The organism is Kitasatospora sp. NPDC059327 (assembly GCF_042752535.1).
GTDB lineage: Bacteria > Actinomycetota > Actinomycetes > Streptomycetales > Streptomycetaceae > Kitasatospora.
Map to the genome: position 1 here is coordinate 39,065 of NZ_JBHYYB010000038.1, position 22,581 is coordinate 61,645.

At 70.7% G+C, this 22,581-nt stretch carries 22 protein-coding genes; 21 read left to right on the forward strand and 1 reads right to left on the reverse strand.

The genetic code is table 11. The features are described from left to right. The first annotated feature begins 302 nt into the window (after positions 1-302). From thrB to ACFXHB_RS23200, 21 genes are all read left to right on the forward strand, one after another. Positions 303-1,238 (forward strand): homoserine kinase, encoded by a 936-nt coding sequence (gene thrB, locus ACFXHB_RS23100; RefSeq protein ID WP_380576486.1) that lies wholly within the window; start codon positions 303-305, stop codon positions 1,236-1,238. Positions 1,239-1,842: 604 nt separating this feature from the next. Continuing rightward, a complete protein-coding gene (gene rho, locus ACFXHB_RS23105) occupies positions 1,843-3,957 on the forward strand; it encodes a transcription termination factor Rho (RefSeq protein ID WP_380576487.1) in 2,115 nt (704 codons plus the stop codon). Between the two features lie 126 nt (positions 3,958-4,083). Next, complete coding sequence (locus tag ACFXHB_RS23110) at positions 4,084-5,229, forward strand: LCP family protein (RefSeq protein WP_380576488.1); 1,146 nt, start codon at positions 4,084-4,086, stop codon at positions 5,227-5,229. A gap of 172 nt (positions 5,230-5,401) precedes the next feature. Further along, entirely contained in the window at positions 5,402-5,623 is a 222-nt protein-coding gene (gene rpmE / locus ACFXHB_RS23115; RefSeq protein ID WP_360639403.1) for a 50S ribosomal protein L31, read from the forward strand. Between the two features lie 127 nt (positions 5,624-5,750). After that, entirely contained in the window at positions 5,751-6,827 is a 1,077-nt protein-coding gene (gene prfA / locus ACFXHB_RS23120; protein WP_380576489.1) for a peptide chain release factor 1, read from the forward strand. Positions 6,828-6,887: 60 nt separating this feature from the next. Then, entirely contained in the window at positions 6,888-7,754 is an 867-nt protein-coding gene (prmC, locus tag ACFXHB_RS23125; RefSeq protein WP_380576490.1) for a peptide chain release factor N(5)-glutamine methyltransferase, read from the forward strand. 160 nt (positions 7,755-7,914) lie between these two features. Next, complete coding sequence (locus ACFXHB_RS23130) at positions 7,915-8,562, forward strand: L-threonylcarbamoyladenylate synthase (RefSeq protein WP_380576491.1); 648 nt, start codon at positions 7,915-7,917, stop codon at positions 8,560-8,562. A 29-nt stretch (positions 8,563-8,591) separates the two neighbouring features. Further along, positions 8,592-9,236: a protein-tyrosine-phosphatase gene (locus tag ACFXHB_RS23135; protein ID WP_380576522.1), complete on the forward strand. Its 645-nt coding sequence runs from the start codon at positions 8,592-8,594 to the stop codon at positions 9,234-9,236. A gap of 163 nt (positions 9,237-9,399) precedes the next feature. Further along, positions 9,400-10,704: a serine hydroxymethyltransferase gene (gene glyA, locus ACFXHB_RS23140; protein WP_380576492.1), complete on the forward strand. Its 1,305-nt coding sequence runs from the start codon at positions 9,400-9,402 to the stop codon at positions 10,702-10,704. Positions 10,705-10,836: 132 nt separating this feature from the next. Further along, positions 10,837-12,195 (forward strand): MraY family glycosyltransferase, encoded by a 1,359-nt coding sequence (locus ACFXHB_RS23145; RefSeq protein WP_380576493.1) that lies wholly within the window; start codon positions 10,837-10,839, stop codon positions 12,193-12,195. 310 nt (positions 12,196-12,505) lie between these two features. Further along, positions 12,506-12,949: a hypothetical protein gene (locus tag ACFXHB_RS23150; protein WP_380576494.1), complete on the forward strand. Its 444-nt coding sequence runs from the start codon at positions 12,506-12,508 to the stop codon at positions 12,947-12,949. A gap of 285 nt (positions 12,950-13,234) precedes the next feature. Next, a complete protein-coding gene (atpB, locus tag ACFXHB_RS23155; RefSeq protein ID WP_380576495.1) occupies positions 13,235-14,047 on the forward strand; it encodes a F0F1 ATP synthase subunit A in 813 nt (270 codons plus the stop codon). Positions 14,048-14,136: 89 nt separating this feature from the next. After that, the gene (gene atpE, locus ACFXHB_RS23160) at positions 14,137-14,379 is read left to right on the forward strand and encodes an ATP synthase F0 subunit C (RefSeq protein WP_030302757.1); all 243 of its coding nucleotides are present in this window, start codon (positions 14,137-14,139) and stop codon (positions 14,377-14,379) included. Positions 14,380-14,413: 34 nt separating this feature from the next. Beyond that, entirely contained in the window at positions 14,414-14,974 is a 561-nt protein-coding gene (locus tag ACFXHB_RS23165; RefSeq protein ID WP_380576496.1) for a F0F1 ATP synthase subunit B, read from the forward strand. After that, positions 14,971-15,786, forward strand: a complete 816-nt coding sequence (locus ACFXHB_RS23170) for a F0F1 ATP synthase subunit delta (RefSeq protein ID WP_380576497.1) — start codon at positions 14,971-14,973, stop codon at positions 15,784-15,786. The genes ACFXHB_RS23165 and ACFXHB_RS23170 overlap by 4 nt, the downstream gene beginning before the upstream one ends. 151 nt (positions 15,787-15,937) lie before the next feature. After that, positions 15,938-17,512: a F0F1 ATP synthase subunit alpha gene (gene atpA, locus ACFXHB_RS23175; protein ID WP_380576498.1), complete on the forward strand. Its 1,575-nt coding sequence runs from the start codon at positions 15,938-15,940 to the stop codon at positions 17,510-17,512. Positions 17,513-17,544: 32 nt separating this feature from the next. Then, complete coding sequence (locus ACFXHB_RS23180; protein ID WP_380576499.1) at positions 17,545-18,459, forward strand: F0F1 ATP synthase subunit gamma; 915 nt, start codon at positions 17,545-17,547, stop codon at positions 18,457-18,459. Between the two features lie 2 nt (positions 18,460-18,461). Further along, on the forward strand, positions 18,462-19,907 hold the full coding sequence (atpD, locus tag ACFXHB_RS23185) for a F0F1 ATP synthase subunit beta (protein WP_380576500.1): 1,446 nt from the start codon (positions 18,462-18,464) through the stop codon (positions 19,905-19,907). A 184-nt stretch (positions 19,908-20,091) separates the two neighbouring features. After that, entirely contained in the window at positions 20,092-20,475 is a 384-nt protein-coding gene (locus ACFXHB_RS23190; protein ID WP_380576501.1) for a F0F1 ATP synthase subunit epsilon, read from the forward strand. Positions 20,476-20,623: 148 nt separating this feature from the next. Continuing rightward, the gene (locus ACFXHB_RS23195; protein ID WP_380576502.1) at positions 20,624-21,124 is read left to right on the forward strand and encodes a DUF2550 domain-containing protein; all 501 of its coding nucleotides are present in this window, start codon (positions 20,624-20,626) and stop codon (positions 21,122-21,124) included. Positions 21,125-21,350: 226 nt separating this feature from the next. Further along, on the forward strand, positions 21,351-21,923 hold the full coding sequence (locus ACFXHB_RS23200; RefSeq protein WP_380576503.1) for a cob(I)yrinic acid a,c-diamide adenosyltransferase: 573 nt from the start codon (positions 21,351-21,353) through the stop codon (positions 21,921-21,923). 40 nt (positions 21,924-21,963) lie between these two features. Here ACFXHB_RS23200 and ACFXHB_RS23205 read toward each other — a convergent pair whose 3' ends face one another. Beyond that, the gene (locus ACFXHB_RS23205) at positions 21,964-22,554 is read right to left on the reverse strand and encodes a hypothetical protein (RefSeq protein WP_380576504.1); all 591 of its coding nucleotides are present in this window, start codon (positions 22,552-22,554) and stop codon (positions 21,964-21,966) included. Positions 22,555-22,581: the final 27 nt, after the last annotated feature.

Consider the following 22,581-nt stretch of genomic DNA (forward strand, 5'->3'; position numbering starts at 1 on the left):
GCCCGTGTCCGTTCTCCACTGACACTTTTGTGTCAATTCCGGCGCTCATTCCGATGCGATTCCGGCATGCATTCCGGCCAGAACCGGCAACACACCAGATCGAAGGCCCACGGGGTGTACCACTGTGGAACCTCTCTTCGATACTCTGGGTTCGGCCGTGTGGCACATGCCCCGGGTCCGACCCGTCCACGGGTCGCGCCGACGACTGTGACCGCCCACCCCCGATCGGGGCCCGCGGCCCCACTCCCACCCTCGCACCGACGCGCTTCGCGCCGCCCGATTTCCCCAGGAGAGTCCACCGCATGGCCGGTCCCGCGTTCCGTGCCGCCGCCGTCCGGGTCCGGGTTCCCGCGACCAGCGCCAACCTCGGCCCGGGCTTCGACGCCTTCGGACTCGCCCTGGGTCTGTACGACGACGTGGTCGTCAGGGTCGCCGACTCCGGGCTCTCCGTCGACATCGCCGGCGAGGGGGCCGAGACACTCGCCCGCGACGAGCGCCACCTGGTGGTCCGCGCGATGCGCGCCGCCTTCGACCGGCTCGGCGGCCAGCCGCGCGGCCTCGAAGTGGTGTGCGCCAACCGGATACCGCACGGCCGCGGCCTGGGCTCCTCGTCCGCCGCGATCTGCGCCGGCATCGTGGCCGCCCGCGCCGTCACCATCGGCGGCCCGTCCGCGTTGGACGACGAGGCGCTGCTGGCCCTCGCCTCCGAGCTGGAGGGCCACCCCGACAACGTCGCGGCCTGCCTGCGCGGCAACTTCACGGTGGCCTGGACGGACGAGGAGTCCGCCAAGGCCGTCACCCTGGAGCCGTCCGAGCGGGTCGTCCCGGTGGTCTTCGTTCCGGCCACCGAGGTGCTCACCGAGACCGCCCGCGGCCTGCTGCCCCGGACCGTGCCGCTGGCCGACGCCGCCGTCAACGCGGGCCGCGCCGCGCTGCTGGTCGAGGCGCTGACCCGTCGGCCCGAGTTGCTGCTCGCCGCCACCGAGGACCGGCTGCACCAGGACTACCGGGCCTCCGCGATGCCGGACAGCGCCGCGCTGGTGGGCGCGCTGCGCGCGGAGGGCATCCCCGCGGTGATCTCCGGGGCCGGTCCGACCGTCCTCGCGCTCACCGACGAGGCCGGTGCCGACAAGGTCCTGGCCTTCGCCGACGACGCCGGTCAGGGCGGTCCGGTCTTCGCCGCGCACCGCCTGGAGCTCGACCGGACCGGGGCGTCGGTGCTCCCGCTCGACGTCTGAGCGCCGGTCCGGTGGGCCCGGATCCGGGCCCACCGGGGCCGGGCCGTCCGGACACGATTGGCAAGCGCAAGGCTGGGGAATGTCTGAGGGGGTCGGTAGTGTTAACCTCATTGCTGCACCAGGTGCCCTCCGGGGCTCGGTGCGCCGCGTCCCGATCCCAGCACTCCGCCCAGGCGGAGTCCCGGCGATATCCGGGGCGACGATTCTCCGGGAGCCCACCGCAGCGCGTACGCAGCCTGCCTGCGCGACTTGCGGCCGCATCCCGAAGCCGTGACGGCACCTGACTCCCACCCGCGGCCTCCCACCTTGAGGTAACGACGGGCGGAGCACGGGCCACCGTCACGCGACGGGGGCCCGGGATTCGCAGGCAGCGTGGGGGTACCACCCGGCCGAGGCCGGCTGGGGGAGGGTCGGCACGCGACCGTCCCACCGCGCCAGTCAGCACCACCGTGCTTCACGCACCGCACCTCGCAGCTCTCTCCCGACTGGCTACCGCCATCCGGGGGATCACCGCCTCGGACCGACGCAGTCGAGCGTTGGTCAGGACAGCACAACCGGTCGCCGAGCCAGACAGGCCGACGTCCGCTCCAGGGAAGGACCCTTAGTGAGCGACACCACCGATCTGATGGGCGCGCGCCCGGACGCCGAGGCGTCGGACGCAGCCGCCGCCCCCGCGGCCCCGGCCCGGCGCCGTCGCACCGCCGCCGCGGGCCTGGACGGCCTCGTCCTGGCCGAGCTGCAGAAGCTCGCCTCGACGCTCGGTATCAGCGGCACGGGACGCCTGCGCAAGAGCCAGCTGATCGAGGCCATCAAGGAGAAGAGCGGCGGGGACCCGCTGCTCGCCGCCGGTGCCGCGCCCGCCGCCGCGCCGGCCGCCAAGCGCACCGCCGCCAAGGCGGACGCCACCGAGCCGGCGGAGAAGCCCGCCCGCCGGACCAAGGCCGCCCAGGCCGCGGCCCCGGCCGTCGACGAGCAGGCCCAGATCGACATCCCGGTCCAGGCCGCCGCCGAGACCGCCGCGCCGGCCCGTGCCGAGCGCACCCGTCGCCGGGCCACCTCGGCCGCCGGCGCGCCCACCGCCGACGCCGTCGCCGAGGCGCCCGCCGCGGTCGTCACCGAGGCCAAGCAGGCCGAGGCCCGCCCGGCCGAGACCCGCGGCTTCGAGGGTCGCGAGGAGGGTCGCACCGAGACCCGCCGCGACCGCCGGGACCGTCGCGACCGCCGCGAGGGCGGCGAGCGCGAGGGCCGCCAGGAGGGCGGCGACGCCCAGGCCGGTCAGGACGGCGACTCGCGCGAGTCGCGCCGTGACCGCCGCAACCGCCGGGACCGTGCCGACCGCCAGGGCGGTCAGGGCCAAGGTCAGGGTGCCCAGGGCCAGCAGCAGGGTGGCCAGGCCGAGGCCCAGCCCAGCCGCCAGAGCGGTGGCCAGCAGACCCAGCCGCAGGCGCAGCAGGGCGGCTACGACGACGACGAGTTCGGCGACGGCCGTCGTGGGCGTCGCGGTCGCTACCGTGACCGCCGGGGCCGCGGCACCCGCCGCGAGGGCTTCGAGGTCGGCCCCGCCGAGCCGCAGGTCGGCGACGACGATGTGCTGATCCCGGTCGCGGGCATCCTCGACATCCTCGACAACTACGCGTTCGTGCGGACCTCCGGCTACCTGCCGGGCCAGAACGACGTCTACGTCTCGCTCGCCCAGGTCCGCAAGAACGGCCTGCGCAAGGGTGACGCCATCACCGGCGCGGTGCGCCAGCCGCGCGACGGCGAGCGCCGCGAGAAGTTCAACGCCATGGTGCGGCTGGACTCCGTCAACGGCATGGACCCGGAGAGCGGCCGCGGCCGCCCCGAGTTCAACAAGCTGACCCCGCTCTACCCGCAGGACCGGCTGCGCCTGGAGACCGACCCGGGCGTGCTGACCACCCGGATCATCGACCTGGTGTCGCCGATCGGCAAGGGCCAGCGCGGTCTGATCGTCGCGCCGCCGAAGACCGGTAAGACGATGGTGCTGCAGGCGGTCGCCAACGCGATCACCCACAACAACCCCGAGTGCCACCTGATGGTCGTCCTGGTGGACGAGCGTCCGGAAGAGGTCACCGACATGCAGCGGTCGGTGAAGGGCGAGGTCATCTCCTCGACCTTCGACCGCCCGGCCGAGGACCACACCACCGTCGCCGAGCTCGCCATCGAGCGCGCCAAGCGTCTGGTGGAGCTGGGCCACGACGTGGTGATCCTGCTGGACTCGATCACCCGTCTCGGCCGCGCCTACAACCTGGCGGCGCCGGCCTCCGGCCGCATCCTGTCCGGTGGTGTCGACTCGACCGCGCTGTACCCGCCGAAGAAGTTCTTCGGCGCGGCGCGCAACATCGAGAACGGCGGCTCGCTGACGATCCTGGCCACCGCGCTGGTCGAGACCGGCTCGCGGATGGACGAGGTCATCTTCGAGGAGTTCAAGGGCACCGGCAACATGGAGCTGAAGCTCGACCGGAAGCTCTCGGACAAGCGCATCTTCCCGGCCGTCGACGTCGACGCCTCCAGCACCCGCAAGGAGGAGATCCTGCTGGGCAGCGAGGAGTTGGCCATCGTCTGGAAGCTCCGCCGGGTGCTGCACGCGCTCGACTCGCAGCAGGCGATCGAGCTGCTGCTGGACAAGATGAAGCAGACCAAGAGCAACGCCGAGTTCCTGATGCAGATCGCCAAGACGACCCCCGGGTCCGGCGACTGACCGCACCGGAACGGCTTGTGAGCACAGAACCCTGGTCCGCGCGAGCGGGCCAGGGTTCTGTGCTTGTTCCAGAGTTGGGACATTTGGAGCCCTTTGGATCATGTTGTCCGATTTACTCTGGATCGTATGGCCGACCACAAGAGGGTTCCGAGCCGCCGCCGCAGGATCCTGCGCGTGGCCGCGTGTGCGTTCGCCGCGCTCGTCGTCCTCGGCGCCGGTGCGGCCGGTTACGCGTACCTCAAGCTCGACGGCAACATCAAGAGCGTCGACATCGACGCCCGGCTGGGCTCGGCCCGGCCGCCGGCCGCCACCGACGGCTCCTTCAACATCCTCGTCCTGGGCTCGGATTCGCGGGCCGGCGGGAACGGCGCCCTGGCCGGTGGGGACACCGGCGACACCGCCCGCTCGGACACCGCGATGGTGGTGCACGTCGACCAGGGCCACTCACGGGCCGAGGTGGTCTCCATACCCCGGGACACCCTGGTCGCCCGCCCCGACTGCACGGACGGCGGCGGCAAGGTCGTCCCGGGGGTCAAGCGTGCGATGTTCAACAGCGCGTACGAGACCGGTGGCGCCGCGTGCGCGGTCAAGACCACCGAGCAGTTCACCGGGTTGCGGATGGACCACTACGTCGAGATCGACTTCGCCGGCTTCGCCCGGGTGGTGGACGCGCTCGGCGGGGCCACCGTGACCACCACCGTCCCCATCCACGACAAGGACAGCGGGCTGGACCTCGCGGCCGGTGAGCACCACCTCGACGGGGAGCAGGCGCTGGCCTTCGTGCGGACCCGGCACGGCGTCGGCGACGGCAGCGACCTCGGCCGGATCGAGCTGCAGAAGCAGATGGTGAAGTCGCTGCTCGGACAGGCCGGCGGGATCGGGCTGTTCGGCAACCCGGTCAAACTCTGGTCGGTCGGCGACACCCTGACCCGCAGCGTGACCACCGACTCGGCGCTGGCCTCGGTGAACTCCCTGGTGGGGCTGGCCGAGGAACTCAAGGGGATCGGCCCGGACCAGCTCACGATGGTCACCCTGCCGGTCGTGACGGCGCCCGGCGACGCCAACCGCGTGGTCGCCCAGCAGCCCCAGGCGGACCAGCTCTGGGCGGCCCTGAAGGCCGACGCGCCGCTCCCGCGGGCGGTGCTGGCGGAGCAGCCGCAGAACCCGGCCCAGACGACCCCCGCGGCCCCCACGGCGTCCCCCAGGGCCTCCGCCAAGGCCTCCGCCAAGCCGGCGGCCGGCGCGGCGGAGAGTCCCTCCCCGAGGCGCTAGCACCGGCCCCCGGCCCGGTCCGGCCGGCCCGGCGGAACGGTCCGGAATATCCCGGATCGCGACCCGGTTTGGGAAGATGCGGCCGGTCCTGGCAGACTGGTCCGTCGGTCCCGGTTCACGTGCGGCATTCAAGCCGCCGACCCGGTGCCCTCCCGAACACTAGGAGAACCCCTTGAAGCCCAACGTTCACCCCGAGTACGTGGTCACCCGTGTGACCTGCACCTGCGGCAGCGAGTTCACCACCCGCTCGACCGAGACCAGTGGCGAGATCCGCGCCGAGGTCTGCTCGCAGTGCCACCCGTTCTACACCGGCAAGCAGAAGATCCTCGACACCGGTGGCCGCGTGGCCCGTTTCGAGGCCCGCTTCGGCAAGCAGCACAGCGCGAAGGCCTAGCGCTCCCTCGGCGCCGGCCTCCGGTGCCCCCGTACTCGTTCCGGGGGCGCTGGAGACCGGCGCCGTTCGCGTCCCACGGCGCGTCCGCGTCACCTCTCCAACGGATCTCAGGGAAGAAGGCCCCTTCATGTTCGAGGCAGTCGAAGAGCTCCTCGTCGAGCACGCCGACCTCGAAACGAGGCTGGCCGACCCGACCGTCCACGCCGATCAGGCCAACGCGCGCAAGCTCGCCAAGCGGTACGCCGAGCTGACCCCGATCACCCGGGTGTACCGCGCCTGGCGCCAGGCCGGCGAGGACATCGAGGCCGCGCGTGAACTCGCCGCCGAAGAGCCGGAGTTCCTCGCCGAGGTGAAGGACTCCGAGGCCCGCCGTGAGGAGCTGACCGAGGAGCTTCGGCTGCTGCTCGTGCCGCGCGACCCCAACGACGAGAAGGACGTCATCCTGGAGATCAAGGCGGGTGAGGGCGGCGAGGAGTCGGCGCTGTTCGCCGGCGACCTGCTCCGGATGTACCTGCGCTTCGCCGAGCGGATCGGCTGGAAGACCGAGATCATCGACGCCAACGAGTCCGACCTCGGCGGCTACAAGGACGTCTCGGTGGCCGTGAAGACCAAGGGCGGCGGCGAGCCCGGCCAGGGCGTCTGGGCCAAGCTGAAGTACGAGGGCGGCGTCCACCGGGTGCAGCGCGTCCCCGCCACCGAGTCGCAGGGCCGCATCCACACCTCCGCGGCGGGCGTGCTGGTCACCCCCGAGGCGGAGGAGGTCGAGGTCGAGATCCTCGCCAACGACCTGCGGATCGACGTCTACCGCTCGTCCGGCCCCGGCGGCCAGTCGGTCAACACCACCGACTCCGCGGTCCGGATCACCCACGTCCCGACCGGTATCGTGGCCTCCTGCCAGAACGAGAAGAGCCAGCTGCAGAACAAGGAGCAGGCGATGCGCATCCTGCGTTCGCGGCTGCTGGCCGCCGCGCAGGAGGAGGCCGAGCGGGAGGCCTCGGACGCCCGGCGCAGCCAGGTCCGCACGGTGGACCGCTCCGAGCGGATCCGCACCTACAACTACCCCGAGAACCGCATCTCGGACCACCGCACGGGCTTCAAGTCCTACAACCTGGACCAGGTCCTGGACGGCGAGCTGAACGCGGTGATCCAGTCCTGCGTGGACACGGACGCCGCGGCCAAGCTCGCCGCGGCCCAGCAGAACTGACACCGGCGTCCGGGCCGGAACGCACCAGAGAAGCCGCAGCGCAGAAACAAGAGGTCGTTCGTGAACCTGCTGCTTGCCGAGGTGGCCCAGGCCACCCAGCGGTTGGCCGCGGCCGGCGTGCCGTCGCCGCGCTTCGACGCGGAGGAACTCGCCGCGCACGTCCACAACGTGAAGCGCAGCCAACTGCACACAGTCAAGGACGCCGACTTCGACGCCCGGTACTGGGAGGCGGTCTCGCGCCGGGAGGCGCGGGAACCGCTGCAGCACATCACCGGCCGGGCGTTCTTCCGCTACCTGGAGCTGGAGGTCGGCCCGGGGGTCTTCGTGCCCCGCCCGGAGACCGAGTCGGTCGTGGAGTGGGCCATAGACGCCGTCCGCGACATGGACGTCGCCGAACCGCTGGTGGTCGACCTCTGCTCCGGCTCGGGCGCCATCGCGCTCGCCCTCGCCCAGGAGCTGCCGCGCTCCACCGTGCACGCCTTCGAGCTGGACGAGGGCGCGCTGCACTACACCCGGCGCAACATCGAGGCCAGCTCCGACCGGGCCCGGGTCACCCTGCACGCGGGGGACGCCACCAGGGCCTTCGAGGACGACCGCTCCTGGGACGGCCGCTTCGACCTGGTGATCTCCAACCCGCCGTACATCCCGCTCACCGAGTGGGAGTACGTCGCCCCCGAGGCCCGTGACCACGACCCGCAGATGTCGCTGTTCTCCGGCGAGGACGGGCTGGACACCATCCGCGGCATCGAGCGGGTGGCCGCGCGGCTGCTCCGTCCGGGCGGCGCGGTGGTCATCGAGCACGCCGACCAGCAGGGCGGCCAGGTGCCGTGGATCTTCAACGAGGAACGCGGCTGGACGGACACCGCCGACCACCGCGACCTCAACAACCGGCCTCGCTTCACGACGGCCCGCAGGGCGTCGTTGTGAACGACAGGCACGGCACGACGGCCCGCGGGGCGTCGTGGTGAACGACAAGCGCGGCACGACGACCCGAAGGGTCCCGTCGTGAGCACCCGGTGCAGTACCACCGGGCGCGGGGCCGTGCTGTGAACGCCGTCATGAGTCATCTCGGAAGGGGACCGCACCGATGAGCCGCCGCTACGACTGTGCCGATGCCGGGGACCGCGCCACCGGTCTGCGCGAGGCCGCTTCGGCCATCCGCCGCGGCGAGATCGTCGTGTTGCCGACCGACACCCTGTACGGGGTCGGTGCCGACGCCTTCTCCCCGGAGGCCGTCGCCGCGCTGCTGGCCGCCAAGGGCCGGGGCCGCAACATGCCCTCGCCCGTCCTGGTGGGTTCGCCGACCACCCTGCACGGCCTCGTCACGGACTTCTCCGAGCAGGCCTGGGAGCTCGTGGACGCCTTCTGGCCGGGCGGGCTCACCCTGGTCGCCCGGCACCAGCCGTCGCTGCGCTGGGACCTCGGCGAGACCCGCGGCACGGTCGCCGTCCGGATGCCGCTGCACCCGGTCGCCATCGAGCTGCTGAACACCACCGGCCCGCTCGCCGTCTCCAGCGCCAACCTGACCGGCGGCCCGTCCCCGGCCACCTGTGACGAGGCCCAGCAGCAGCTCGGTGACGCCATCTCCGTCTACCTGGACGGCGGCCGGGCCGATCACGCCACCGCCTCCTCCATCGTCGACGTCACGGGCAAGGTCCCGGTCCTGCTGCGGGCCGGCGCGATCAGCGCCGAGCAGCTGAGGGAGGTCGTCCCCGACCTGGAGGCCGGCAGTTGACGACCGCCTCCCTCCATGCCGGGCCCGGCATATCGCCGTACCTGAGCGTGGGCCCCAGGCCGCTGGACCACTTCCGGATCCTGTTCGTCTGCACCGGGAACATCTGCCGCTCGCCGATCGCCGAGCGGCTCACCCGGCGTGAGCTGGACACCCGGCTCAGCCCCCGGGTGGCCGGGCGGATCCTGGTGGAGAGCGCCGGCACCTGGGGCCACGAGGGCGCGCCGATGGAGGACCACGCCGCCACGGTGCTGGACGAGTACGGCGCCGACAGCGGCGGCTTCGCCGGCCGCGAGCTGCTCGACGAGCACGTGGTCGAGGCGGACCTGGTGCTCACCGCGACCCTGGACCACCGCGCCCAGGTGATCTCGATGGGCCACGAGGCCGGGCTGCGCACCTTCACCCTGAAGGAGTTCACCCGCCTGGTCCGGACGATAGACCCGGGCACCCTGCCCGACCCGCGCCGCGGCGCCGACGTCACCGAGCGGGCCCGGGCCCTGGTCCGGTCCGCGGCCGCGTTGCGGGGCTGGCTGCTCGCCGCCAGCCCGGAGTCGGACGAGGTCCACGACCCGTACGGTGCGCCGATCGGCATGTTCCGCAACTGCGGCGAGGAGATATTCCACGCGGTCGACCCGGTGGTCACCGCGCTCACCGGGGTGCCCGCGCCGCGCGTCTGACCGCGGCGCCGGTGCCCGCGGTCGGCGTCGCGGCGCCCCTCCCGCCACCGCGGCGGAGCGGGCGCGCGCCCGGCCGGGTGCATCGTTCCCGCGTCGGCAGGCCGGTCGCGGGACCCGGTCCTACGCTGGAGACACCTGCCCGACGCTGCCCGGGAGCTCCGCCATGACCGTCACCGATGCCGCGACCGGCTCCTCCCGGACGACCGGGCGGTGGGCGTCCGAAGCACTGCGCCGGGCCGACCCGCAGCTGGCCGACCTGCTCGCCGCCGAGGCCGAGCGGCGCGCCGAGACGATCCAGCTGCTGGCGGGGGAGAACCTCACCGGCCCGGCCGTGCTGGCCGCCCTGGGCGGCCCGCTGATCGACAAGTACGCCGAGGGCTACCCCGGCCGGCGCCACCACACCGGCTGCGCCCTGGCGGACGCCGCCGAGCTGCTGGCGATCGACCGGGCCCGCGAGCTGTTCGCCGCCCCGCACGCCAACGTCCAGCCGCGCTCGGCCACGTCGGCCATGCTGGCGACGTACGCCGCGCTGCTGCGCCCGGGTGACGTGGTGCTGGCGATGTCGCTGGAGCACGGCGGCCACCTCAGCTGCGGCTCGCGCGCCAACTTCTCGGGCCGCTGGTTCGAGTTCATCGGCTACGGGGTGCGTCAGCAGGACGGCCTGCTCGACCTCGACCAGGTCCGCGAACTCGCCCGCCGACACCGGCCGAAGGCCATCGTGGCCGGCTCGATCTCCCACCCCCGGCACCCGGACTGGGCGGCCTTCCGAGAGATCGCCGAGGAGGTGGACGCGTATCTGATCGCCTCCGTCTCCCAGACCACCGGTCTGATCGCGGCGGGTGTGGCACCCTCCCCGGTGCCCTACGCGGACGTCACCGTGGCCGCCACCCACAAGCTGCTCCGCGGCCCGCGCGGCGGCCTGCTGCTCTCCACCGCCGAGCTGGCCGAGCGGATCGACCGGGCGGTCTTCCCGTTCACGCAGGGCGGTGCCGCGATGAACGAGGTGGCCGGCAAGGCGGTCGCCCTCGCCGAGGCGGCCACCCCCGAGTACCGGGCCTACGCGCACCGCACGGTGGCGGGGGCGCGGGTACTGGCGGCAGGGCTCGCGGAGGCGGGGGCGCGCCCGCCGACCGGCGGGACCGACACCCATCTGGTGACGGCCGACGTCCGGCCGCTCGGGGTCAGCGGAGCCGAGGCCGAGCGGCGCTGCGCCGCCGCCGGGCTGCTGCTCGGCAAGTGCGCGCTGCCGTACGACTCCGCGCCCCCGTCGGAGGCCTCCGGCATCCGGCTCGGCACCGGCGCCGTCACCACGCAGGGCATGGGGGAGGCCGAGCTGGCCGAGATCGCCGCGCTGATCGGACGGCTGCTCGCCGGGGGCACGGACGTCCGGATCGGCGCACGGGTCCGTGAGATCGCGCGGGCCTTCGCCGCATCCGGCACGGGGGTGTCGCACGCTCCTACCCGGTAGGGCGAACCGCGATGCACGCGCCGGGCGTCCGACTCAATAAGGTGTGTGCCGTGGCGACGCACCTCGAACCCCGGACAGGCACGGGAGTACCTTCGGTACCGACCCGTCGGACAGTGACGCAGGAGGCCAGTGGTGCGTGAGTATCTGCTGGTGCTGTTCTGCACGGCGGCCGTCACCTACCTGCTGACCGGCCCGGTCCGGAAGTTCGCGATCGCGGCCGGCGCGATGCCGCCGGTCCGCGCCCGTGACGTGCACCGCGAGCCCACACCGCGACTGGGCGGCATCGCCATGTTCGGCGGCCTCTGCGCGGGCATCCTGGTCGCCTCCCAGCTGGACAACCTCAGCAAGGTGTTCTCGCAGGGGACCGACATCCGCGCGCTGCTCTCCGGTGCCGGGATCATGTGGCTGCTCGGCGTGCTCGACGACAAGTGGGGCGTGGACGCCCTGGTCAAGCTCGGCGGTCAGATGATCGCCGCCGGTGTGATGGTCTGGCAGGGGGTCACCGTGATCACCCTGCCGGTGCCCGGTGTCGGCGCGGTGGCGGTGAGCCCCACCCAGGGCATGGTCATCTCGGTGACCATGGTCGTCGTCATGGTCAACGCGGTGAACTTCATCGACGGCCTGGACGGCCTGGCCGGCGGCATGGTCTGCATCGCCGCGATGGCCTTCTTCCTGTACTCCTACCGCCTCTGGTACGGCTACACGATCACCGACGCCGCCCCCGCCGTGCTCTTCAGCGTGCTGCTGATCGGCATGTGCCTGGGCTTCCTTGCGCACAACCTGCACCCGGCCCGGATCTTCATGGGCGACTCCGGCTCGATGATGCTCGGCCTGATGCTGGCCGTCGCCGCGATCTCCATCACCGGCCGCGTCGACCCGGACCTCATCACCAGCGAGACCGGCTCGCAGACCGCCACCGTGCACGCCCTGGTCCCGATCTACATCCCGCTGCTGCTGCCGCTGACCGTCATCGCGCTGCCGCTGGCCGACCTGCTGCTCGCGGTGGTCCGCCGCACCTGGGCCGGCCAGTCGCCGTTCGCCGCCGACAAGCGGCACCTGCACCACCGGCTCCTCCAGGTCGGCCACTCGCACAGCCGGGCCGTCCTGATCATGTACTTCTGGGCCGCGCTGATCGCCTTCGGCACCGTCGCGTTCTCGGTCACCAACACCGGCCGCACGGTCGTGCTCACGCTGGCCGGGCTCTGCCTGGTCGGCCTGGTGGTGCTGCTCACCCCGCGCTTCCGCCCGCGGGCGCCGCGGGCCGTGCAGGCCTTCGTGCCGCCGCGCTACCGGCGCCGCGGCCCCGGCCGGGCCGTCGCGCAGGCCGTCGAGGGCGGTGCCCCGGCCGCCGCCGCTGCCGCGGCCCCCGCGCCGATGGCCGAGCTGTCCGCCAAGGACAAGGAGCTGCTCGGCGGCGTGGACAAGGGGGGATCCTCGGCGGTCGGCGGCCGGGGGCACCGCAGCGGTCACGGCAGCGGCCGAGCCCGGTAATACCGGGAGGAAAGCCGTAACTGACACGCCGTCAAGGCCGTTCACCCATACGGCTGCACGGTTGGGCCGTCAGTGTGACAGGTGCCACACAATCATGGTAAAGCTCTCATCAAATAGTTTGTGATACCGTTCACGAGTACCGAGAACACGCCGAAAGACCTGACAGGTGGAGGACTTCCGTCCCCGGTCGGTCTCCCTCGACGGGCTCGCCGCAGAGCGGCCGGCCCGCGGCGGTCCCTCGGTCCGGTGTCACCCACCACGTTCTGTGCCCGTCCCCCCGCCACATCGACATGCCGCCGGAGCTGCCGACATGCCGTCCAACGACGCGCGGATCCTCCGCGGCGCCGCGATCCCCACTGCGGCCGCCGGGATCATCGCCATGGCGATCTCCTTTGCCGTCGCGGGTGGCAAGGGTGCGCTCGGCGCCCTCTTCGGAGCGCTGTTGGTGATGGCCTTCTTCAGCTTCGGCCAGGTCGCGCTCGACCGGCTGACCAGGTCGAACCCGCAGATCATGATGGCTGCCGGGCTCCTGGTCTACACCACCCAGATCCTGCTGGTCGGCATCGTGCTCGCGGTCTTCAAGAACACCGAGCTCTTCAACCGGCAGGCCTTCGCCTTCACGCTGCTGGGCTGCGCCCTGATCTGGACGGGCTTCCAGGTGCGCGGTGCGCTCAAGGCCAAGACCTTCTACGTCGACACCGACGCCTCCGAAAACAAGGGCGACAAGCCTTCCGACTCGGGGCGTCAACAGTGACGAGGCCCAACTGTCCCCCCAACGAGGGGGGCGGTGTTTATGCCGTCCTGACGGGCTGCTATCGTCCGTCGCAACAACGGAGTACGGGAAGAGGCCAGGTCTGTCCGCACGATGGACGGATCGCCCCCCGGATCCTTGCAGTCTTCGATGATCCCGCTGCGGTGCAGAACACTTCCGCGCGGGGTCGGCGAGAAACCCATCAAGTTCCAGTGCCGCACCGTGGCCGCAGGCCACGCCGACACACCGAGGTTGCCGTAACCATGCGTCACGACGAAGGAGTCCGTGGTGAGTGCTGAACTCACGTCCCTCGCCTCAGGCAGTTGCCACTTCGGGGACGCTGGCTGCGGCTTCCCGGCCCCGGGTCTGAACGAGTTCCAGTTCGAGCCGATCTTCTCGATCGGCAGCGTCGAGTTCAACAAGCCGATGCTGCTGTCGATCATCGTCTCGCTGCTGGTCGTCGTCTTCTTCTGGGCCGCCTTCGCGAAGCCGCGCCTCGTGCCCGGCAAGCTGCAGCTGGTCGGTGAGATCGGCTACGACTTCGTCAAGCGGTCCATCGTGCTGGAGACGATCGGCAAGAAGGGCGAGAAGTACGTCCCGATGCTCGTCTCGATGTTCTTCTTCGTCTGGTTGATGAACATCATGTCGGTCATCCCGTTCGCCCAGTTCCCGGTGACGGCGGCGATCGCGTTCCCGGCCGGCCTCGCGGCCGTCGTCTGGGTCACCTACATGACGCTGACTTTCAAGAAGCACGGCTTCGTCGGCGGTCTGAAGAACCTCTGCTGGCCCTCGGGCATTCCCGGCTGGGTCATGTTCATCCTGGTGCCGATCGAGTTCTTCTCGAACATCTTCGTGCGTCCGTTCACGCTCGCGGTCCGAGCCTTCGCGAACATGTTCGCCGGCCACCTGCTGATCGTGATGTTCTCCATCGCCTCCTGGTACCTGCTCAGCCCGACCCTGGGCGCGCTCTACGGCTCGGCGTCGTTCATCGTCGCCATCGGCCTGACCGCCTTCGAGCTGCTGGTCCAGTTCCTGCAGGCCTACATCTTCGTGATGCTGGCCAGCAGCTACATCGCCGGTGCCCTCGAAGAGGCGCACTGAGCCAGGGGCCTCGGCCCTCCTGAACCACTCCCGGAACGCCCGGTGGCCAATCACCACCGGTACACCATCCCCGCAAAGGACACACTGCAATGAGCATGCTCGCTGAGGTCGGCGTCTACGGTTCCGTCGCTTCGATCGGTTACGGCCTCGCCGCGATCGGCCCCGGCATCGGCGTCGGTCTGATCTTCGGTAACGGCGTGCAGGCCATGGCCCGCCAGCCCGAGGCCGCCGGCCTGATCCGTTCCAACATGTTCATCGGCTTCGCGCTGACCGAGGCGCTCGCCCTCATCGGCATCGTCATGCCGTTCGTCTTCGGCCAGGGCCCCAAGTAACCCCCGCCGTAGACCCTTCGAGGAAGGTCCAGATATGAGCATCGTGGCTCACCTCGCGGAAGAGGGGGAGATCATGAATCCCCTCCTCCCCGCATGGCCCGAGATCATCATCGGCCTGCTCTGCTTCTTCATCGTCTTCGGGATCCTCGGCAAGAAGCTCCTCCCCAGCATCGAGAAGGTGCTGTCGGAGCGCCGGGATGCGATCGAGGGCGGTATGGAGCGCGCCGAGGCCGCTCAGGCTGAGGCTCAGGCCCTGCTTGAGCAGTACCGCGCCGAGCTCGCCGAGGCGCGTCACGAGGCTGCCCGCATCGTCGAGCAGTCCCGTGAGCAGGGCGCTGCCCAGCTCACCGAGATGCGCGAGGAGGGCCAGCGTCAGCGCGAGGCCATCGTCGCCGCCGGTCACGCCCAGATCGAGGCCGACAAGAAGCAGGCGACTGCCGCCCTGCGCCAGGACGTGGGTTCGCTCGCTTCGCAGCTGGCCTCCCGCATCGTGGGTGAGTCCCTGGAGGACCACGCCCGGCAGAGCGGCGTGATTGACCGCTTCCTGGACGAGCTGGAGGCCAAGGCCGCCGTTGCTCAGGGTGCGGCCAAGTGATCGGCGCTAGCCGCGAGGCGCTCGCCGCCGGGCGGCAGAACCTCGAAGCCCTGACCGACTCCACCTCGGTGGACGCGGTCAAGGTGGCCGAGGAGCTCACCGCCGTCACGGTCCTCCTGGACCGTGAGGTGTCGCTGCGCCGCGTCCTGACCGACCCGTCCCGGTCCGGTCAGGACAAGGCTCAGCTGGTCTCCTCGCTGCTGACCGGTCAGGTCTCCGGCGAGACCCTCGACCTGGTCTCCGGCCTGGTCCGCTCCCGCTGGTCGGGCTCGCGCGACCTGGTCGACGGTGTCGAGGAGCTGGCCGCGTACGCCGAGGTCATCGCCGCCGACAAGGCCGGTGCCCTGGACGACGTCGAGGACGAGCTGTTCCGGTTCGGACGGGTGGTGAGCGGCTCGCAGGAGCTGCGCGCCGGCCTGACCGAGCCCAAGGCCGGTGCCGTCGCCAAGGCCGAGCTGATCAAGAAGCTGCTCGGCGGTCGCACCAACCCGGGCAGCGTCCGGCTGGTCACCGCCCTGGTGAACAACCCGCGTGGCCGTAGCCTTGAGCAGGGCCTGGAGTCCTACTCGAAGCTCGCCGCCGCACGCCGCGGGCGTGTGGTGGCCCTGGTCACCACCGCGGTGCCGCTGTCGGACGGCCAGAAGGAGCGCCTGGAGGGTGCTCTCGGCCGGCTGTACAGCCGCCGTGTGCACCTGAACATCGATGTCGACCCCGCGGTCGTCGGCGGTGTCCGGGTCCAGATCGGTGACGAGATCATCGACGGCACCGTGTCGAGCCGCCTCGAAGGCGCTCGCCAGTCGCTCGAAGGCTGAGCACCGAAGCACATCCGACCCTCGGTCGGGAACCGGCTCCACCGGAGCCGGCAAATCGTACGGCCGGTTCGAGAGACCCGGCCGAGAGTCGAATACTTGCGGCCCTCAATGGCGGGCCGAGGATCGCAAACTAGGAGAGCAGGGAAGCCTGATGGCGGAGCTTACGATCCGTCCGGAGGAAATCCGGGACGCGCTGGCCGACTTTGTCCAGTCGTACCAGCCGGACGCCGCCTCGCGTGAAGAGGTCGGCACGGTCACTGACGCGGCGGACGGTATCGCGCATGTCGAGGGTCTGCCCTCGGTCATGGCGAACGAGCTGCTGAAGTTCGAGGACGGCACGCTCGGCCTCGCGCTGAACCTCGACACCCGTGAGATCGGTGTCGTCATCCTCGGTGAGTTCGGCGGCATCGAGGAGGGTCAGACGGTGCGGCGCACCGGCGAGGTCCTCTCCGTGCCGGTCGGCGACGGCTACCTCGGCCGCGTCGTGGACCCGCTGGGCAACGCGATCGACGGTCTGGGCGACATCGCCTCCACCGGCCGTCGCGCCCTGGAGCTGCAGGCCCCCGGCGTCATGGTCCGCAAGTCGGTCCACGAGCCGATGCAGACCGGTATCAAGGCCATCGACGCGATGACCCCGATCGGCCGCGGCCAGCGTCAGCTGATCATCGGCGACCGCCAGACCGGCAAGACCGCGGTGGCGATCGACACGATCATCAACCAGCGCGACAACTGGCGCTCGGGCGACCCGAAGAAGCAGGTCCGCTGCATCTACGTCGCCGTGGGCCAGAAGGGCTCCACCATCGCGTCCGTCCGTGGCGCCCTGGAGGAGGCCGGCGCGCTGGAGTACACCACCATCGTGGCTGCTCCCGCCTCCGACCCGGCCGGCTTCAAGTACCTCGCCCCGTACACCGGTTCGGCCATCGGCCAGGAGTGGATGTACGACGGCAAGCACGTCCTCATCATCTTCGACGACCTGTCGAAGCAGGCCGAGGCGTACCGCTCCGTGTCGCTGCTGCTCCGTCGTCCGCCGGGCCGCGAGGCCTACCCGGGTGACGTCTTCTACCTGCACTCCCGCCTGCTGGAGCGCTGCGCGAAGCTCTCCGACGAGCTGGGCGCCGGCTCGATGACCGGTCTGCCGATCATCGAGACCAAGGCCAACGACGTCTCGGCGTACATCCCGACCAACGTCATCTCGATCACCGACGGCCAGTGCTTCCTGGAGTCCGACCTGTTCAACGCCGGCATCCGCCCGGCCGTGAACGTCGGTATCTCGGTCTCCCGCGTCGGTGGTTCGGCCCAGATCAAGGCCATGAAGTCGGTCGCCGGCCGTCTGCGCCTGGACCTCGCCCAGTACCGTGAGCTGGAGGCGTTCGCCGCCTTCGGTTCCGACCTGGACGCGGCCTCCAAGGCCCAGCTGGAGCGCGGTGCGCGCATGGTCGAGCTGCTCAAGCAGGGCCAGTACCAGCCGTTCCCGGTCGAGGAGCAGGTCGTCTCCATCTGGGCCGGTACCACCGGCAAGCTGGACGACGTCCCGGTCGCGGAGATCCGCCGCTTCGAGCGCGAGTTCCTGGACCACCTGCGCCTGCAGCACAAGAACCTGCTGGCCGGCATCGTCGAGACCTCCAAGCTGGAGGACGGCACCATCGACGCGCTGACCACCGCGATCGACGCCTTCAAGCAGGGCTTCACCACGGCTGACGGCAAGCTGCTCTCCGAGCAGGCCTGAGTCCGGTAACGAGGGAAAGGACGTAACGACCCATGGGAGCACAGCTTCGGGTCTACAAGCGCCGGATCCGCTCTGTCACCGCGACGAAGAAGATCACCAAGGCGATGGAGATGATCTCCGCGTCGCGCATCGTCAAGGCGCAGCGCGCGGTGGCCGCCTCCACTCCGTACGCCGACGAGCTCACCCGGGCGGTGACGGCGGTGGCCACCCGGTCCAACGCCAAGCACCCGCTCACCACCGAGAACCCGAGCGCCTCGCGTGCCGCCGTCCTGCTGATCACGGCGGACCGCGGCCTGGCGGGCGGCTACTCGACCAACGCCATCAAGCAGGCGGTCGCGCTCAGCGCGAAGCTTCGCGCCGAGGGCAAGGACGTGGTGACGTACATCGTCGGTCGTAAGGGCGTCTCGTACTACAACTTCCGTGACCTCACGGTCGCGGAGTCGTGGACGGGCTTCTCCGACAAGCCGACCTACGGTGACGCGAAGGCCGTCGCGGCCGATCTGATCGAGGCCTTCACGGCCGAGACCGGTGGCGTGGACGAGCTGCACCTGGTGTCGACCAAGTTCGAGTCCATGCTGACTCAGACCGCGGTGGACGCCCGGCTGCTGCCGCTGAAGCTCGACGAGGTCGAGCTCAGCGACGAGTCGAAGGCCACGAACCAGATCTTCCCGCTGTACGACTTCGAGCCGTCGGCCGAGGGCGTCCTCGACGCGCTGCTGCCGCGGTACGTCGAGAGCCGGATCTACAACGCGTTGCTGCAGTCCGCGGCTTCGGAGCACGCCGCTCGCCGGCGCGCGATGAAGAGCGCGACGGACAACGCCGGAGAGCTCATCAAGTCGCTCACGCGGCTTGCCAACTCGGCCCGTCAGGCCGAGATCACCCAGGAAATCAGCGAGATCGTCGGCGGTGCCAACGCCCTCGCCGACGCGAGCCGCGGGAGCGAATGAGAATGACCACCACTGTTGAGCCGACCACGGCGACGGGCCGCGTCGCGCGGGTCATCGGCCCGGTCGTCGACGTGGAGTTCCCCGTCGACGCGATTCCCAACATGTTCAACGCCCTGCAGGTCGAGGTCGAGAACCCCGACGGCTCGGGCAAGAAGATCCTGACCCTTGAGGTCGCGCAGCACCTCGGCGACGGCATGGTCCGCGGCATCTCGATGCAGCCGACCGACGGCCTGGTCCGTGGCGCGCAGGTCTCCGACACCGGCAGCGCCATCTCGGTGCCGGTCGGCCAGATCACCAAGGGCAAGGTGTTCAACGCCCTCGGTGAGGTGCTGAACGTCGACAAGGCCGAGTTCGAGGCCGAGGTCAAGGTCCGCTGGCCGATCCACCGCAAGGCCCCGGAGTTCAAGGACCTTGAGTCCAAGACCGAGATGTTCGAGACCGGCATCAAGGTCATCGACCTCCTCACCCCGTACGTCACCGGTGGCAAGATCGGTCTGTTCGGTGGTGCCGGTGTCGGCAAGACCGTTCTGATCCAGGAGATGATCTACCGCGTCGCCGAGAACTTCGGTGGTGTGTCGGTCTTCGCCGGCGTCGGTGAGCGTACCCGTGAGGGCAACGACCTCATCCACGAGATGGTCGACTCGGGCGTTCTGGACAAGACCGCGCTGGTCTTCGGCCAGATGGACGAGCCGCCGGGCACCCGTCTGCGCGTCGCGCTCTCCGCGCTGACCATGGCGGAGTACTTCCGTGACGTCGAGAAGCAGGACGTGCTCCTCTTCATCGACAACATCTTCCGGTTCACCCAGGCCGGTTCCGAGGTGTCGACCCTGCTCGGCCGGATGCCCTCCGCGGTGGGTTACCAGCCGAACCTGGCCGACGAGATGGGCCTCCTGCAGGAGCGCATCACCTCGACCCGCGGTCACTCGATCACCTCGATGCAGGCGATCTACGTCCCCGCGGACGACCTGACCGACCCGGCCCCGGCCACCACCTTCGCCCACCTGGACGCGACGACCGTTCTGTCGCGCCCGATCTCGGAGAAGGGCATCTACCCGGCCGTCGACCCGCTGGACTCCACGTCCCGCATCCTCGACCCGCGGTACATCGCGCAGACCCACTACGAGACGGCCATCCGTATCAAGGGGATCCTGCAGAAGTACAAGGACCTGCAGGACATCATCGCGATCCTCGGTATCGACGAGCTGTCCGAGGACGACAAGGTCACGGTCCACCGTGCCCGTCGGATCGAGCGCTTCCTCTCGCAGAACACCTACGTGGCGAAGCAGTTCACCGGTGTCGAGGGTTCGACCGTGCCGCTGTCGGAGACCATCGAGGCCTTCAACTCGATCGCGGACGGCAAGTACGACGCCGTTCCGGAGCAGGCCTTCTTCATGTGCGGTGGCATCGAGGACCTTGAGAAGAACGCCGCCGAGCTCGCGAAGAAGTAGTCGCGTCCGGTAGCAGCAGCGTGACCGTGAGGGGTGGGCCCCAGCCCTGGGACCCACCCCTCACGTCGCATCGGCTGTGATTCCGGTCAAATCCGTGCCGCCGGTTTCATGCCGGGGGCGCGGGCCCGTTATTCTTACCGAAACTCCCGAGTAATCGGGCGTTGCATGAGCCTAGGAGCCCACGTTGGCTGAGCTGCACGTCGAGCTGGTCGCAGCCGACCGCAAGGTGTGGTCCGGTGCGGCCACCATCGTCGTCGCCCGTACGGCCTCCGGTGACACCGGCATCATGCCGGGTCACACCCCGGTGCTGAGCGTGCTGGAGACCGGTCCGGTCACCATCCGCACCGTGGACGGCGGCACCGTGATCGCCGCTGTGCACGGCGGCTTCATCTCCTTCGCCGACAACAAGCTGTCTCTGCTCGCGGAGATCGCCGAGCTGGCGGACGAGATCGATGTCGCGCGCGCCGAGCGTGCGCTGTCGCAGGCGCAGTCGGACCTGGACGAGCACGCCGAGCGACGCGCCGAGGTGCGTCTGTTCGCGGCGCGCGGTCTCAAGGCCCACGCCTGAGTGCGCCGGACCCTGGCTTAGCGGGGTCGACCGACGGTCCCGGGGACGCGTGAGCGTGACCCCGGGACTGTCGTCTCAGTTGGTAGGTCAACGCGGTCGCCTCATACGACCGATACGGGGAACGCGGGTAGCGAGGAGGTAGGTGAGCATGGTCCTCGCCCTTGTGGTGTGCGCGGCGGTCGTTGCGCTGGGTGTGATCGGCCTGGTGGTGTTCGCGGTACGACGCCGTGTGATCCAGCGGGTCGGCGGAACGTTCGACTGCAGTTACCGGCTCAAAATGCCCGCCGACGCCTCGACGCAGCCCGACCTCGACGAGAACGGCAAACCCACCTCAGCCCCGGTCCCGCAGACCGACGGCAAGGGGTGGGTTTTTGGTATCGGCCGCTACAGCGGTGACTCGATCGAGTGGTTCCGGGTCTTCTCCTACGCCCCGCGCCCGCGCAAGGTCCTGCCGCGCCGGGAGATCGAGGTGCTCGGCCGGCGCTATCCCGAGGGACAGGAGGAGCTCGCGCTGCTCTCCGGCTCGGTCGTACTCCGCTGCCTGCACAACGGCGCCCCGCTGGAGCTGGCGATGAGCGACGACGCCCTGACCGGCTTCCTCGCCTGGCTCGAAGCGGCCCCGCCCGGGCAGAGGGTGAACGTCGCGTAGCGGCGACACCCTCGGGGTGGGGGTCCCCCCGGCCGGAGGCTGGGGGAGGGTGAACGTCGCGTAGCGGCGACACCCTCGGGGTGGGGGTCCCCCCGGCCGGAGGCTGGGGGAGGGTGAACGTCGTAGCGACGACACCCTCGGGACGGGCAGGATGTGTCGCCGGTCGGCGTGACCCCGGCCCTTGGGGGGTTAACGCCGCCTAACCCGGCTCGCTAGGCTGGGCGGCATGGTCAATCTGACGCGCATCTACACCCGTACCGGCGACGACGGCACCACCGCGCTCGGTGACATGAGCCGCACGACCAAGACCGACCCGCGCCTGGTCGCGTACGCCGACACCAACGAGGCCAACGCCGCGATCGGGGTGGCGATCGCCGCCGGGGGCCTCGCCGAGGACATCGCCGCCGTGCTCGTCCGGGTGCAGAACGACCTCTTCGACGTCGGCGCCGATCTGGCGACCCCGGTGGTGGAGGACCCGAAGTACCCGCCGCTGCGGGTGCTGCAGTCCTACATCGACAAGCTGGAGTCGGACTGCGACCACTACCTGGAGTCGCTGGAGAAGCTGCGCAGCTTCATCCTCCCCGGCGGCACGGTCGGGGCGGCCCACCTGCATCTGGCCTGCACGGTGGTGCGACGGGCCGAGCGGGCCACCTGGGCGGCGATCGAGGAGCACGGGGACACCGTGAACCCGCTGACCGCCAAGTACCTCAACCGGCTCTCCGACCTGCTGTTCATCCTGGCCCGGTCGGCCAACAAGGAGCGGGGCGACGTGCTCTGGGTGCCGGGCGAGAACCGCTGAGCCGTCCCCGCCCGACCGCGGTGGCCGCCGGGGCCGGCCGCTACCGCGGTCGGGGGGTCGTCCAGCCGACCACCCGGCCCTCCTCGACGATCGCCCCGGCCGGGGCCTCCTTGGGCCAGAGCGAGTAGCAGCCGGCCACGATCACGTTGATCCCGGCCGCCATGCCCAGCCGCAGGTACCAGCCGGTGAAGGTGTCGAAGTGCGCGGCGCCGTCCGAGAGCGGGACGAGGGCGGTGATCAACCCCAGGGTGACGGCGGCCGAGACCACGGTGCGGCGGCAGATCAGCCACTCGTGGCGGGTCCGCTCGGGCCCGTACTTCGGCGGGCCCTCGGGCTTGGGACCGCCGGCGAAGCGGTACTGGAAGTGCCGGTCGGCCCAGCGGACCAGGGACGGCCCGTAGCCGATCGAGAAGCCCGCGTAGCCGGCGGCCAGCGCGTGGGTCCAGCCGGCCGTGGCGCCGCCGCGCAGGTCGAACACGGTCAGGGCGAACAGGGTGAGGTCCACCACCGGCAGGCCGGCCAGCAGGACGGTGCTCAGGGTGCGCAGGCGCAGCAGGTAGCGGGTGGCGAGGCCGAGGCCGAGGAGGATCCAGAACGCGACCTCGGCCGCGAGGATCAGGGTGACGATCATGGAGTGCTCCCGGGTCGGTCGGCGGTG